We start from the raw sequence: 15,284 nt of genomic DNA, 5'->3' as shown, positions 1-15,284 counted from the left end.
AATACGGTGTGAATAAAGGAGAGATGATGCTAACTCAACAAGTAGTGTTGGTCACTGGTGCCAGCCGCGGCATTGGTGCTGCCATCGCCCAGGAGCTGGGCAAGCAGGGCGCGATCGTGATCGGTACCGCCACTTCTGCCAGCGGCGCAGATGCGATCACCACCTCGCTGAAGGCAGCAGGTGTGAATGGCGTGGGTATGGCACTGGATGTGACCCAGCCCGAGCAGATAGAGCAGGTGCTGAAGAAGATCGCAGAACTATACGGTGACGTAACTATATTGGTGAATAACGCCGGTATCACCAAAGATACTTTACTGATGCGCATGAAGGACGACGATTGGGATGCGGTACTGAACACCAACCTGAAATCCGTGTTCCGCATGAGCCAGGCCGTATTGCGGCCGATGATGAAAGCCCGTCAGGGCCGCATCATCAATATTTCCAGCGTGGTGGGCCACATGGGCAATGCCGGTCAGACCAATTATGCCGCTGCCAAGGCTGGCATGTCTGGTTTTACCAAGTCGCTGGCGCAAGAGGTGGGTAGCCGTAACATCACTGTCAACTGTGTCGCGCCTGGATTCATAGAAACTGATATGACGGCCGAACTGCCGGAAGAGATCAAAACCAAAATGCTGGAACGCATTGCGGTAGGTCGCCTGGGCCAAGTCTATGAGATCGCAGCCACGGTGGCTTTTCTGGCATCGCCAGCGGCGGCTTACATCACTGGCGAGACCATACATGTGAATGGTGGCATGTATAGCGCATAGCTGGAGTAGGCAAGTGCATCTGCCTGCTCATTTTTACAATAGTTTTTTGGTATTCTGGGCAAGATTTGCTAGAATACCGGTTTACTGAACAAGACACTTATCAATAAGGGGTATTTTAGATGTCCGACATCGAACAACGCGTAAAGAAAATCGTTTGTGAACAATTAGGTGCAAACGAAGCTGACGTTAAAAACACTTCATCCTTCGTGGATGATCTGGGTGCAGATTCTCTGGACACGGTAGAATTGGTCATGGCTTTGGAAGAAGAATTCGATTGTGAGATTCCTGATGAAGAAGCAGAAAAAATCACCACCGTTCAGCAAGCAATTGACTACGTCACTGCTAACCTTAAGTAATTCTTTGAATTAATTCTTTAATCAGCCCTCGCAAGAGGGCTGATTTCTATTATGACCAAACGCAGAGTAGTAGTAACCGGCTTAGGCGTGGTGTCTCCAGTTGGGATTGGCTACCAGAACGCCTGGAACAATCTTATCGCTGGTCAATCAGGCATTACCCGCATAAGCAAATTCGATCCCAGCCCGTTTGCCTCGCAAATAGCCGGTGAAGTCAAAGGCTTTAACGCCGAAGACTATATTCCAGCTAAAGATGCGCGCCGTATGGATACGTTTATCCAATATGGTCTGGCAGCAGGTCTGGAAGCTTTCCGTGATTCCGGCCTGGAAGTGACAGAGGCTAATGCCGAACGCATTGGTGTCGCCATAGGCTCTGGCATAGGCGGTTTGGGCTTGATCGAATCCACTAACGACAGTTATGACGATGGTGGTCCACGCAAGATCTCGCCTTTCTTTATTCCCGGGACCATCATTAATATGATCTCCGGCAACCTGTCTATCATGTTGGGTCTGAAAGGGCCGAATATCGCTATCGTTACCGCGTGTACGACCGGCACCCATAGCATAGGCGAAGCTGCGCGCATGATAGAGTATGGCGACGCCGATGTCATGGTCGCCGGTGGCGCCGAAGCGGCGATCACTGAGCTGAGCGTAGGTGGCTTTGCCTCTGCGCGCGCCTTATCTGGCCGCAACGATGATCCGGCAACGGCAAGTCGACCCTGGGATAAAGACCGCGACGGCTTCGTTATTGGTGAAGGTGCTGGCGTATTGGTGCTGGAAGAATACGAGCATGCCAAAGCCAGGGGTGCGCGTATTTATGCTGAACTGTCAGGCTATGGCCGCAGTGCCGATGCTTATCATATGACGGCGCCTAACATGGACGGCCCGCGCCGTTCCATGGTCAATGCATTGAAAAATGCAGGGGTCAACCCTGACCAGGTGCAGTTTATGAACGCACACGGTACTTCTACGCCTCTGGGTGATGCCAACGAAAGCAATGCGATCAAGGCGACTTTTGGTGACCATGCCTATAATCTGGTGGTTAACTCAACCAAATCGATGACTGGTCACTTATTAGGCGGTGCCGGTGGGCTGGAGTCGGTGTTTACCGTGTTGTCCATCTATCACCAGGTATCACCACCGACCATCAATATATTCAATCAGGACCCGGAATGTGACCTGGATTACTGCGCTAACACCGCACGTGATCTGAAGATCGAATACGCCCTGAAGAATAACTTCGGTTTCGGTGGCACTAACGGCAGCTTGTTGTTCAAACGAGTTTAAGTTGTTGCCAGCAAACAATAAAAAAGCCAGCGTAAGCTGGCTTTTTTATTATTCTAAACCAGCCTGAAAACTGGTTTATTATTTGAATCAGCACGATAGCTGATTCTATTGCAGCTACAAGCTATTCAGGTTTACAGAACAGCCAGGGCAGCCTGGTAGTTAGGCTCATTGGCGATTTCGCTGACCAGTTCGCTGTGCAGGACTTTATTGTTTTCATCCAGCACTACCACGGCACGTGCGGTTAAACCGGCCAGGCTGCTGTCGGTGATGAATACACCGTAATCATTGGCAAATTTAGCTGTGTCGCGGAAAGTAGACAAGGTCACTACATTATCCAGGCCTTCAGCGCCGCAGAAACGGCTTTGCGCAAATGGCAGATCTGCAGAGATACACAATACTGCAGTGTTGCTGGCTTTGCTGGCTTCTTTATTGAAAGTGCGTACAGAAGTCGCGCAGGTCGGAGTGTCTATGCTTGGGAAAATGTTGAGCACTTTACGTTTGCCAGCGTAGGCATCCAGGCCTACCAGTGTACGTTTGGCATCCGCCAGTTGAAAGTCAGGCGCTGTATCACCTACTGTTAAGAATTTTCCGCCAACAGCGACCGGGTTGCCTTTAAGCGTTACGCTTGCCATATTGTTCTCCAAGACTGGTTAAATGGTAAAGGTAGCTACTATAGCGCTTAGCTGGTCGGCAATCAACTTGTAAATTTAAGTTAATTGGTGAATAAGTGATGCTTTAGTGACCGGTGAGTGACTTAAGTGCGGCTGCAAAGTCTGGTTCGCTGGTCAGGTCTTCCACTAATTCCACATGCAAGACCTTGTCATTCTCGTCAGCCACCATCAGCGCACGCGCCGGTAATCCTGCCAGTTTACTGGACATGATCAGCACGCCATAATTTTTAATCATGTCGCGGCCACGCAGGGTGGAGAGGTTGGTGCTATGCCGCAGTTGCTCGGTTTCACAGAAGCGTGACATGGTGAACGGCAGGTCAGGGGATATATTCAGGATGGCGATGTTAGGCAAGGTCTCAGCCAGTGCATCCAGCCGGCGTACACTATCGGCGCTGGCCGGCGTGTCTATGCCGGGGAAAAAATGCAGTATCTTGCGTTTGCCTTGGAAAGATTCCAGTGTGATATCTTCCAGCGAGTGATTCACCAGCTGGAAAAAAGGCAGCACTTCGCCCACACGCGGTAAGTTGTCTTCCACGAGTATCGGTTCATCAAGCAGTGAAATGGCGTGGGACATAATCATGAGCGCTCAATTATCAATAAGCCTGACATCATAGTGCATATTGCCAGCCAGCTTAAGTGCTTTTTGCAACTGTTAAGAGCGCAGTTGATCGCTTGTTCTCACCGTCATTTTATCGCTGTCAACCAGATTATTTGCATGTGCAGGCATCACAAAAAAGGGGATGGCGGGTAAAATAACCCCATGGAAGCACCGCTCACTCCAACCTTATCGCCCGCATTTGTACACCTGCGTTGCCACAGTGAATATTCCATTGTGGATGGCACTGTACGCATAGGCGATTATGTTAAAGCCGCCAAGCAAGACGGCATGCCTGCGCTTGCATTGACTGACCTTGCCAACCTGTTTGGCGCAGTGAAATTTTATAACTCAGCACGCGGCAAAGGCCTGAAACCTATACTGGGTTGTGATGTATGGGTAGAGAATGCCTTGCAGCGCGACCAGCCGCAGCGCATGTTGCTACTGGTGCAGAACCCGCAGGGGTATAGACATTTATGCGAGCTGCTCAGCCGTGCCTACCTGGAGAACCAGTACCGTGAACGTGCCGAGATCAAAGCTGAATGGTTGCAGGAGAAAAATGCCGGCCTGTTGATGTTGTCCGGCTTTGTGGCTGGCGATGTCGGCCAGGCCTTGCAGGCCGGTAACCAGACACAGGCGCTGCAAGCGGCGCGGCAGTGGGCACAGATATTTGAGGGCCGCTACTACCTGGAGGTGCAGCGCGTGCATGAACCTGGCAGCCAGGAGTCGCGTGCCCAGGAGTTATGCATACAGCAGACCGTGCTGATCGCGCAGCAACTGGATCTGCCACTGGTAGCCACACATCCCATACAGTTTCAGACCCCTGATGATTTCATGGCGCATGAGGCGCGTACCTGTATCGCCGAAGGCTATGTGCTGGCAGACAAGCGCCGGCCCAAGCGTTTTCTGGCGTCGCAATATGTGAAAACACAGGCAGAGATGCAGGCCTTGTTTGCCGATATGCCTATCGCTTTGCAGAATGCGGTCGAAATCGCCAAGCGCTGCAACCTTTCACTCACGCTGGGCAAGAACTACTTGCCGGATTTCCCTACGCCCAATGGTGAAAGCCTGGACGCTTTCCTGATCGATCAATCAAAACAAGGCCTGGAAAAGCGGCTTTCATACCTGTACCCGGATGAGGCTAAACGCGAGCAGAAACGCCCCGAGTATGAAGAGCGGCTGCAATTTGAATGCGGCATCATTATCCAGATGGGTTTCCCTGGCTATTTCCTGATCGTGGCCGACTTTATCAACTGGGCCAAGAATAATGGCGTGCCGGTAGGGCCGGGCAGGGGTTCCGGTGCCGGGTCACTGGTCGCTTACAGCCTGGGTATTACCGACCTCGATCCGCTCAAGTACAACTTGCTGTTTGAGCGTTTCCTTAATCCTGAGCGGGTATCCATGCCCGACTTCGATATCGACTTCTGCCAGGAAGGTCGTGATCGCGTCATCGATTACGTCAAGAACAAATACGGACTGGCGTCGGTATCTCAGATCGCCACCTTCGGTACCATGGCGGCCAAAGCGGTGATCCGCGATGTAGGCCGCGTGCTCGATTTGCCCTTCAATTTTGTGGATGGCATCGCCAAGCTGATTCCTTTAGAGCTTGGCATCACACTGGAGTCCGCACTGGAAAAAGAACCCCAGCTGCAGGAACGCCGTGAAAAAGAGGAGGAAGTCTCGGAATTACTTTCCCTGGCACTGCGGCTGGAAGGTCTGGTGCGTAACATAGGTATGCACGCCGGTGGCGTGCTGATCGCCCCAGGCAAGATCTCTGATTTTTCACCTATCTATTGCCAGCCTAATGGCGACAGCCTGGTCAGCCAGTATGACAAGGATGACGTGGAAGCGGTCGGCCTGGTCAAGTTCGACTTTCTGGGCCTGCGTACACTGACCATACTCAATATGGCACTGGAGAACGCCAATGCGCAACGTGCGCAGGAGGAGTTGCCGCCACTCAGTTTCGAGACCATACCGCTGGATGATAAACGCAGCTACCACTTGCTGAAAACCGCCAACACCACCGCGGTGTTCCAGCTGGAATCGCGCGGCATGAAGGACATGCTCAAACAGGCCAAGCCTGACCTGTTTGAAGACATTATCGCCCTGGTGGCCCTGTACCGTCCTGGCCCTATGGACCTGATCCCTGACTTTTGCCGGCGCAAGCACGGCACGCAGCGCGTGGAGTACCCGCATGCGTCTACCGAGTCCATCCTGAAAGAAACCTACGGTATCGCCGTCTATCAGGAGCAGGTGATGCAGATCGCGCAGGTGGTGGCCGGCTTTAGCCTGGGCGGTGCCGACTTGCTACGCCGCGCCATGGGTAAGAAAAAGCCTGAAGAAATGGTGATCCAGCGTGAAATCTTCAACGAGGGTGCGCTGAAAAATGGCCTGACCTTGCAGCAATCGAACGACCTGTTTGACTTGCTGGAAAAATTTGCCGGCTATGGTTTTAACAAATCGCACGCCGCCGCTTATGCCCTGGTGGCTTATCACACCGCTTACCTGAAAGCGCATTATCCTGCCGCTTTCCTGGCTGCCACCATGTCGGCCGATATGAACAATACTGATAACGTGCACACGTTTTTTGATGATTGCGGCGGCAACCATGTCGATGTATTGCCACCCGATGTCAACGCCAGTATCTACCAGTTTAAACCGTTGAGCGCGCAGCAGATATTATATGGCCTGGGCGCTATTAAAGGCACCGGCGGGGCGGCGATAGACCTGATAGTCGCAGCGCGCCAGGCTGAGGGGCCATTCAAGGATATCTTTGATTTTTGCCAGCGCCTGGATCTGCGCAAAGTGAACCGGCGCGTGATTGAATCACTGATACGCGCCGGCGCTTTTGACAAGCTTGAGCAAAACCGTGCCGCCTTGCTGGCCGGCCTGGATGGTGCCATCAGCGCCGCCGAGCAAAGAGCCGCGCATGCCGGGCAGGATTGCCTGTTTGGCGGGGTGGTCGAGACACAGCACAACCTGCCGGACGTGGTCGCCTGGAGCCCAGAGCAGGCATTACAGGAAGAAAAATCAGCGCTGGGTTTCTACCTCAGCGGCCATCCTTACCTGAGTTACAAATCGCAGCTGGGGCCGTTCATTAAAGGCAACCTCGGCGAGCTGACTCCGCAGAATGAACCTAAATTACTGGCAGGTGTGGTGATGGGCGTGCGCGTGCGTATGACCCAGCGCGGCAAGATGGCTATTGTCACGCTGGATGATGCAGTGGGGCGTACCGATGTGGTGGTCGGTTCTGAGTTGCTGATGCAGCACGCGCAGTGGATCAAGGAAGACCAGCTATTGATAGTAGAAGGCCGTATTTCCAATGACGAGTTTTCCGGCGGTATCCGCGTCAGCGCCAGAAAGCTCTACGACCTGGCCGCGGTGCGTAACCGTTTTGCGCAGATGCTGACGCTTAGCTGCAATGGCCAGTCTGATCTGCAGCGATTGATGACGGTATTAACGCCTTATCGCTACGCCAACGAAGAGCAGAAGCGTTGCCCGATCAAGGTCGATTACCATAACCAGGCGGCGCAGGTCAGCTTAATGCTGGGCGAAGACTGGCAAGTGGTATTGCATGATGACCTGCTGCTGAATTTACAGGGCTGGTTATCAAAAGAAAATGTCAAAATCCTTTATAATGCCTGAACTTTTTAACTAAAGAATTCATAATGAGTGCCAAACGTTTAACGCCTAGTAAACTGACTTATCTTGATTTCGAGCAAGCTATTGCCGGACTTGAAAAGCGTATTGAGGCTCTGCAGTCATCTCATGACGAGCATGATTCCCTGGATATCTCCAAAGAGCTGGATCTATTACAAAAGAAGAACAGCAAACTGCTGCAAGACACCTACCAGAATTTAACTGCCTGGCAAATCTCACAGGTCGCCCGTCATCCCCAGCGGCCTTACACCATAGATTACATCAACGCCCTGTTTACCGATTTTCAGGAACTGCATGGCGACAGAGCTTTTGCTGATGACCCGGCTATCGTAGGCGGCATCGCCCGTTTCAAAGGCATCCCGGTCATGGTCATGGGCCACCAGAAAGGCCGCGATATCAAAGAGCGCCAGTACCGTAATTTCGGTATGCCGCGCCCGGAAGGCTACCGCAAGGCCTTGCGTTTGTTCCGCCTGGCAGAAAAATTCAATCTGCCTATCATCACGCTGATAGATACCCCCGGGGCTTACCCAGGCATAGGCGCTGAAGAACGTGGCCAGTCTGAGGCCATCGCCCGCAACCTGTATGTGATGGCTGAACTGAAGACACCTATCATAGGCATAGTCATAGGCGAGGGTGGTTCAGGCGGTGCGCTGGCTTTAGGCGTGGTCGATCACCTGAACATGCTGCAATACTCCACTTATTCCGTCATCTCGCCTGAAGGCTGTGCTTCTATCTTGTGGAAGAGTGCCAGCAAGGCCTCAGACGCAGCAGAAACCCTGGGCATTACGGCAGACCGCCTGAAATCACTAGGCCTGATTGATACCATCATCAGCGAGCCATTAGGCGGCGCGCACCGCAATTACGAAGAAACCATGGAGCGCATAGGCCAGACCATCGCCCTGCAACTGAAATCACTGCAATCTAAAAAAATACCGCAATTGCTGGAAACACGCTATCAGCGCCTGATGAGTTACGGTAAATTTAAAGCGACTAGTGACAAATAACGCCGTATTTACGACGCAGCTAGAAAAGGGCGTCGCCTCTTTTTTGGCTGCGCAAACGCCGCAAACTGCCCCGGTACATCTGCTACTGGCGTTAAGTGGCGGTGTAGATTCCATTGTGCTGTTACATGCCCTGGCGCAGTTTTCCTCGCGTCTGCCTTACACTTTATCCGCCATGCATATCCATCATGGCCTGAGCCCGCATGCGGATGAATGGCTAAGCCTGTGCGAACGGGTGTGCCAGCAGCTGGGCATAGCGTTCTATTCGGCCAATGTACATGTCAATCTGCAAAGCGGGCAAGGCATAGAAGCCACCGCGCGCGAGGCCCGTTATCAGGCGCTGGATCAAATGCGCCAGCAGCTCGATGCGCAGGCCATCGTCACCGCACACCATATGCAGGATCAGAGCGAGACCTTGCTGTTGCAGCTGATGCGCGGCGCCGGCGTCAAAGGGCTGTCTGCCATGGGCGACTGGGATGCCGAGCGCAAGCTGTTCAGGCCACTGTTGCAGGTCAGCAAGGCCGATATTCTGCAACAGGCAACCGCCTTGCAATACCAGTGGGTAGAAGACGAAAGCAACACCGATATCAGCTATGACCGCAATTTTATGCGGCAGACGGTGATGCCTGTCATGCGCGAGCGCTACCCGCAATTAGATAGCGCCCTGGCGCGCAGTGCCAGCCATATGGCCGAAGCACAGTCGCTGCTCGATACACTGGCCGGCCAGGATATCGCCGCCTGTGATGTACGCGAAGAATGGCTGGGGCAATCGGTAGATATCCAGCGTTTGCGCCAGCTAGGTGATGCGCGTGCGAAAAACATGCTGCGCTACTGGTTTCAGCAGCTGGATCTGCGCATGCCTAATACCGAACAGTTGCAGAACTACTGGCAGCAACTGTCTACAGTGAAACCACATCGCTACCTGCACTTGCCTTTACAAGGGCAGGCAGTCAAACGCCAGGCTTACCTGCATCATTACCAGCAACGCTTGTATTGCGTAGGCAAGCCCGCCGCGCTGCCCAAAACGCCACTGGTCTGGCAGGGCGGTAAAAGTCAGATCTGGGGTGACTGGCAAGTCCAGTTTAAGGTCAGTAAAGGCCGCGGCATCGCCCTGGCCCGCCTGGGGGTGCATCCTGCCGCCATTACCTTGAACAAGCGCTACGGCCAAGCAATCACCTTAGCCCAAGGCCTGGAACTCATGCTATTTGCGCGGGCTGGTGGTGAAAGCCTGCAGCCGGATGCCAAGCGCCCGCGTCGCGAATTAAAAGTGATCTTCCAGATGCTGGCCATCCCGCCCTGGCAGCGCGCATTTTATCCGGTGGTGAATGTCATCGCTACCCAACCCTCACACAGCCAGACTCTGGTTTCACTCGCCTCGCTCGCCATAGACGCCGCCTGGCGCCCGGGCCGTAATGCTTACGGCTTGGAAATTTCTCTGCAGCCACTTCCCAATCACGCATAAATTGGTTGCCAACAACCAATAACAACCATAAAATTGGTTGTAAATAGCCATTTTTATGGTTGTTATACACCAGTCCTTTTTTACAGTATTGATTTTAATGGTCTTTTTCTTTGCTGCAATTGCGGAACATTAATTGCATTAGGGAATAAGCTTTTTCAAAAAGTTAAAAATCAAATTCTCGGGAAAAGGATACCTTATATGAATAAAACCAATGTCAAGCCTTTGCTGCTTGCCATAGTGTCTGCATATGCAGCGCAAACCGCCATCGTAAAGGCTGATGAATCATTGAATATTCAAAAAGTTGAAGTGTTCAGTGCAACGCCACTCAAAGGCATAGGATTGCCTTTGCACAAGGTGCCTGCCAATATCCAGGTAGCTAACCCTGCGGCCATCAACAATCAGGTCGGCGTCTCTATTGCCGATTACATGAACAATAATATGCAAGGCGTGACGGTGACCGAACTGGGTGGTAACCCATGGCAGCCAGAAATCAATTTCAGGGGCTACTCTGCTTCATCATTACTGGGCAACCCGCAAGGCCTTTCTACCTACGTTGATGGCGTGCGCGTCAACGAGCCGTTTGGTGATGTGACCTCATGGGATAAGATCCCGAACTTCGCCATAGGCGACATGCAACTGATCCCTGGTTCTAACCCTTTGTACGGTTTGAACACCTTGGGTGGTGCGATCGCAGTGCAAACCAAAAATGGCCGCGACCATCAGGGCGCTGCGCTTGAGTATGAAGCTGGCTCCTGGGGCCGTCAACGCGCATTGGCTGAATACGGCGGTGTGTCTAAAGATGGTTCAGTAGACTACATGATAGGTTTTCAGCATACGACTGAAGATGGCTGGAGAAAATACTCACCTTCGCATGTGAATCAGCTGTTTGCCAAAACCGGCTGGCAAAGCGAAACCAGCAAGCTGGAGCTGACTTACATCGGTGCCGACAATAAATTGATCGGTAACGGTTTGACTCCTGAATTCTTGTTAAGTGGTGACCGTGACCAGATCCATACCCGACCGGATGCGACCAACAATTACTCACACTTCCTGGCACTGAATGGCAGCCATTGGTTGAACAGTGACACTTTACTTTCAGGTAATGTTTACTACAAAAAATCTAACCGTAGAACCTTGAATGGTGATGGCTACGAGGCTGAAGTCGATGATGGTGACTCTTTGGCAGGTTATCCAACCGTAACCTGTAATGACCCTGCAGATTGTGAATTGACTGGTGCTGTGATGAACCGTACGCATACCAGCCAAAATACATATGGCGCAACAGGGCAGGCGACTTTTAATCAGGATTTATTCGGCAAAGAAAACCAATTTGTTGTCGGTGCTGGTTACGATTACAGTCTGATCCGGTTTAAACAGTCTGAACAAATCAACATAGGTGACATTGACGGTACTGTTACAGGCATTGGTGAGAGTGACCCTGTATTTGATGATACTAGAGCACCTGTACTAGATGGCGCCGGTGCATTGAATCAAAGGCAAACGGTTGGTTTGACTGGCAAACAATACACAGCACGTTTATTTGCGACTGATACCTTGTCTTTGAATGAGTTCTGGCATTTGAATGCAGGTGCCAGCTGGAACTTTACTCGTATCGACAATACCGACACATTGCGTGGCCCGGCATCTGCTGCGAATAACTTTAATAGTTTGACCGCGAAAGACAGCTACACTCGCCTGAACCCAACAGTAGGGTTGACATATACACCAACGAAAGCACTGACGGTTTACACGTCTTACAGCGAGTCCAGCCGTGCACCAACGGTGATTGAAGTCGGCTGTTCAAATCCAGCTTCTCCATGCTTGCTGCCAGCGGCATTGGCGGATGACCCACCTTTAAACCAAGTGGTTGCTAAAACCTATGAGTTCGGTGGTCGTGGTCAGTTGACTGATAACGTGAACTGGAACGCAGGTGTTTACCACGCGGTAAACCATGATGATATCCAGTTTACCGCAGCGAATACGCAATCCGGAGCAGGTTACTTCAAGAACGTGGGCCGTACTAAGCGCCAGGGTTTAGATTTGGGTCTTAACGGTTTTATCGAAAAATTCAAATGGAGTGCTTCATATAGTTTTGTACGCGCTACCTATGACACCGATGTTGATTTCGTTAATGGCTCCAACTCCAGTGGCGACGCTGACGGTATTTACACTGCGCGTTCAGGTGACCGCATCCCGGCTATCCCAGAACATCAGTTGAAACTGCGCGCACAATATGCGGTTACGCCTAGCTGGAATATTGGTACTAACGTGATTGGCTATTCCAACCAGTATGTATTGGGTAACGAGAATAACAGTCACCAGTCTAATGCTGCGAATTGTAATGACGGTGATGATTGTGCTACTGGTCGCGGCAAACTCGGTGGTTACTTTATCGTAAACCTCGATAGTCAGTACAACTTTGGTAATGGCTGGAAAGTCTTTGCTAAAGCAACCAATATCTTTGATAAAGACTATTACCTCGCTGGACGCTTGGCTGAAAGCCTATTTGACAACGCCGGCAATTTTGACGAAGAGCGTAAAGTGCTGAGCCTGTTGCCAGGTGCTCCACGTGCTGGCTGGATTGGTTTGCGTTATGAGTTTAAACCGAAACAATCTTTAGCTAGCTACGACAAAGACTAACAATAATAATTAAAGGAGGACGCGTGCTCTCACAAATTTCATCATCTATAGATAAACCGATTCGTTTAGTCAGCAAAAAGAAAATCTTGCTGGTCGAAGATGAGGTGCTGTTTGCCAGGGCGGTGGTCAAGCGCTTGCAGAAAGCCGGTTTTGAGTGTGAGCACGCAGAATCCCTGCATGATGCCAGGTTGCTGATAAAGCAGTTTGAGCCGGATATGGTGTTACTCGATATGCGCCTGCCGGATGGCAACGGTATCGATTTACTGCCAGAATTCGTCGCTAAAAACATCAATATCATCGTCATGACCGCATATGGCGATGTCACCGATGCGGTGAACGCCATCAAACTGGGCGCCATCGATTACCTGAAAAAACCGATTGATCTCGAAGAGTTACTGCTGATCATTCAAAAAAATGAAAAAACAACTGAATTACAGACCAGCCTGGATTACTCGCGGCAGCGCGATACGCTGGCAAATGAGTCGGTACAGCTGATAGGCGAGAGCGCCGCCATGCAGAGCGTGCGCCAGCAGATCACACGTATCGCGCAACTGAGCGCGCTGAGTGACGCCGTGCAGCCTACCGTATTGATCACCGGTGAGACCGGTACCGGTAAAGATGTGGTTGCGCGTTATTTGCACGCCAGCTGTGTCAATCACGATAAGCCGTTCGTGCATGTTGATTGTGCTTCACTACCGGCCGAGTTGATTGAAAGTGAGTTGTTTGGCAATGAAAAAGGCGCTTTCACCAATGCGGTGGCCTCACGCCCAGGCCTGATAGAGTCTGCCGAAGATGGCACGCTGTTTCTGGATGAGATCGGCGAGTTGCCATTAGGCTTGCAGGCCAAACTGCTCAATGTACTCGAAAGACGCATGGTCCGCCGCCTGGGCTCTACCAAGGAAAGGCCGGTACACGCACGTATCATAGCTGCCACTAACCGCGATTTATACCAGATGTCGAATGAAGGCCGTTTTCGTTCAGACCTGTATTACCGCCTGAATGTCATCACCATGCAGATGCCGCCATTGCGTGACCGTAGCCAGGATGTGATACTGCTAGCCAATTATTTCCGCCAGATGACGGAAAAACGCTATGCTTTGCCGCATCATGAGTTCAGCCCGACCGCGCTGATCGCCATACAGCAATACCGCTGGCCCGGAAACGTGCGAGAAATGCGGCACCAGATCAGCCGTGCGGTGCTTATGTGTACCCAGCCTGTCATTTCAGAACATGATCTGGGCCTGCCGCAGGTAGGCCATTTGCCCGCTGGCCCGGCTGCAGCCGCCAATGAGGCACAACTGACGCTGGATGGTGCTGAAAAGGCCATGTTATTAAGCGCGCTGGAACAGGCGCGCAATAATGTTTCTAAAGCGGCACGTATCCTCGGCATCACCCGCATGACCATGCGTTACCGTATGGATAAGCACGGCATCTCAGTTTGATGTGCATACAATAGCCTGCCGCTAGTCAGATGCGGCAGCAATGCTGTGAAAAAGACCTCGCCACTGCGGGGTCTTTTATTTTTAACTGGCTGGCCTTGGCTGCAGCGCTTGCGCATGATTTAAATCCTTGATTTAAATCAACGTCGAGCAGCCGTCATCCAAATCGCACATGGTAGAATTGCACTTTTACATCGGAGTGCAGTAATGATAGGGACCCCATTAAGCGCAAACGCGACCAAAGTCATGCTGTTAGGCAGCGGTGAACTCGGTAAAGAGGTGATTATCGCCTTGCAGCGTTTAGGGGTAGAGGTGATTGCTGTTGATCGCTATAAGAACGCGCCCGGTCACCAGGTCGCCCACCGTGCGCATGTGATAGATATGACAGATGCTGATGCCTTGAAAGCATTGGTCGATCAGGTCAAACCGCATTTCATCGTGCCCGAGATCGAGGCACTGAATACCCAGGCACTGGCTGAGATCGAGGCTGGCGGCGTCACCGTAGTGCCCAGCGTGCGTGCGGTGCAGCTGACCATGAACCGTGAAGGCATACGCAGACTGGCGGCTGAAGAATTAGGTTTGCCGACATCGCCTTACGCATTTGCGCGTTCCGAGACCGAATTACAGGCCGCCATCGATGCCGGCATTGGTTATCCATGCTTTATCAAACCCACCATGTCTTCTTCCGGCAAAGGGCAATCCCGTATCACCCAGGCCAGTGAAGTGAAGACCGCCTGGGAATATGCCGCCAGCGGCGGACGCGTCAACCAGGGCGTGGTCATCGTAGAAGGCCAGATTGATTTTGATTATGAGATCACCTTGCTGACCGTGCGTGCGAAAAATGCACAAGGCCAGCTGGAAACCTATTTCTGTGCGCCTATCGGCCATGTGCAGCAGCACGGCGATTACGTAGAGAGCTGGCAGCCACAAGCCATGCAGCCCAAAGCGCTGGAAAATGCCCAGCAAGTCGCCAGAAAAGTGACTGAGGCTTTGGGCGGCCAGGGGCTGTTCGGCGTGGAGTTGTTTGTCAAGGGCGAACAGGTATGGTTCTCCGAGGTCAGCCCGCGCCCGCATGACACCGGCATGGTCACCATGTGTACCCAGCGCCTGAATGAGTTTGAATTGCATGGCAGGGCTATCCTGGGCTTGCCGGTAGATGTCAGCCAGCGCGACGCTGGCGCCAGTGCCGTGATCTATGGTGGCGCTGATGCGGCCAGCCTGGAATACCATGGGCTGGAAGCAGCACTGGCAGTGCCTGATAGCGAAATCCGCCTGTTTGGCAAACCAGAATCTTTTGTACGCCGCCGCATGGGTGTCGCCCTGGCAACCGCAGAAAACACTGAGCTGGCACGTGAACGCGCCAAGCAGGCAGCAGCGCTGGTAACACCTAAAGTCGCAGGTTAAGCAAG

Annotated in this window: 11 protein-coding genes; 9 read left to right on the top strand and 2 right to left on the bottom strand. The window is 52.2% G+C overall.

The window, feature by feature from the left end; translation table 11 throughout:
* Positions 1-26 precede the first annotated feature (26 nt).
* The 3 genes from fabG to fabF all read left to right on the top strand — a co-directional run bounded on the left by fabG (position 27) and on the right by fabF (position 2,407).
* Positions 27-767: a 3-oxoacyl-ACP reductase FabG gene (gene fabG, locus ACFQ1Z_RS04275; RefSeq protein ID WP_379055903.1), complete on the top strand. Its 741-nt coding sequence runs from the start codon at positions 27-29 to the stop codon at positions 765-767.
* Positions 768-886: 119 nt separating this feature from the next.
* Positions 887-1,123 (top strand): acyl carrier protein, encoded by a 237-nt coding sequence (gene acpP / locus ACFQ1Z_RS04270; RefSeq protein ID WP_379055902.1) that lies wholly within the window; start codon positions 887-889, stop codon positions 1,121-1,123.
* Between the two features lie 51 nt (positions 1,124-1,174).
* The gene (fabF, locus tag ACFQ1Z_RS04265; protein ID WP_379055901.1) at positions 1,175-2,407 is read left to right on the top strand and encodes a beta-ketoacyl-ACP synthase II; all 1,233 of its coding nucleotides are present in this window, start codon (positions 1,175-1,177) and stop codon (positions 2,405-2,407) included.
* Between the two features lie 131 nt (positions 2,408-2,538).
* Here fabF and tpx (ACFQ1Z_RS04260) read toward each other — a convergent pair whose 3' ends face one another.
* Both tpx (ACFQ1Z_RS04260) and tpx (ACFQ1Z_RS04255) read right to left on the bottom strand, forming a co-directional pair.
* Positions 2,539-3,039 carry a thiol peroxidase gene (gene tpx, locus ACFQ1Z_RS04260; RefSeq protein ID WP_379055900.1) on the bottom strand — a complete coding sequence of 167 codons (501 nt, stop codon included), beginning with the start codon at positions 3,037-3,039 and terminating at the stop codon, positions 2,539-2,541.
* Positions 3,040-3,142: 103 nt separating this feature from the next.
* Positions 3,143-3,658: a thiol peroxidase gene (tpx, locus tag ACFQ1Z_RS04255; RefSeq protein ID WP_379055899.1), complete on the bottom strand. Its 516-nt coding sequence runs from the start codon at positions 3,656-3,658 to the stop codon at positions 3,143-3,145.
* A 180-nt stretch (positions 3,659-3,838) separates the two neighbouring features.
* Here tpx (ACFQ1Z_RS04255) and dnaE point away from each other — a divergent pair, with 180 nt between their 5' ends.
* The 6 genes from dnaE (at position 3,839) to purT (ending at position 15,279) form a co-directional block, all read left to right on the top strand.
* A complete protein-coding gene (gene dnaE, locus ACFQ1Z_RS04250; RefSeq protein WP_379055898.1) occupies positions 3,839-7,318 on the top strand; it encodes a DNA polymerase III subunit alpha in 3,480 nt (1,159 codons plus the stop codon).
* Between the two features lie 23 nt (positions 7,319-7,341).
* Positions 7,342-8,337: an acetyl-CoA carboxylase carboxyltransferase subunit alpha gene (locus ACFQ1Z_RS04245; protein WP_379055897.1), complete on the top strand. Its 996-nt coding sequence runs from the start codon at positions 7,342-7,344 to the stop codon at positions 8,335-8,337.
* Between the two features lie 43 nt (positions 8,338-8,380).
* The gene (gene tilS, locus ACFQ1Z_RS04240) at positions 8,381-9,796 is read left to right on the top strand and encodes a tRNA lysidine(34) synthetase TilS (protein WP_379055896.1); all 1,416 of its coding nucleotides are present in this window, start codon (positions 8,381-8,383) and stop codon (positions 9,794-9,796) included.
* A 198-nt stretch (positions 9,797-9,994) separates the two neighbouring features.
* Positions 9,995-12,436 carry a TonB-dependent receptor gene (locus ACFQ1Z_RS04235; protein ID WP_379057163.1) on the top strand — a complete coding sequence of 814 codons (2,442 nt, stop codon included), beginning with the start codon at positions 9,995-9,997 and terminating at the stop codon, positions 12,434-12,436.
* Positions 12,437-12,459: 23 nt separating this feature from the next.
* The gene (locus tag ACFQ1Z_RS04230) at positions 12,460-13,878 is read left to right on the top strand and encodes a sigma-54-dependent transcriptional regulator (RefSeq protein WP_379055895.1); all 1,419 of its coding nucleotides are present in this window, start codon (positions 12,460-12,462) and stop codon (positions 13,876-13,878) included.
* A gap of 204 nt (positions 13,879-14,082) precedes the next feature.
* A complete protein-coding gene (gene purT / locus ACFQ1Z_RS04225) occupies positions 14,083-15,279 on the top strand; it encodes a formate-dependent phosphoribosylglycinamide formyltransferase (protein ID WP_379055894.1) in 1,197 nt (398 codons plus the stop codon).
* The last annotated feature ends 5 nt before the right edge of the window (positions 15,280-15,284 follow it).

It is taken from the genome of Methylophilus luteus, from assembly GCF_042676265.1.
Taxonomy (GTDB): Bacteria; Pseudomonadota; Gammaproteobacteria; order Burkholderiales; family Methylophilaceae; genus Methylophilus; species Methylophilus luteus.
The sequence above is the reverse complement of the archived record's forward strand: the minus strand, read 5'-3'. Positions and strand labels throughout refer to the sequence as shown.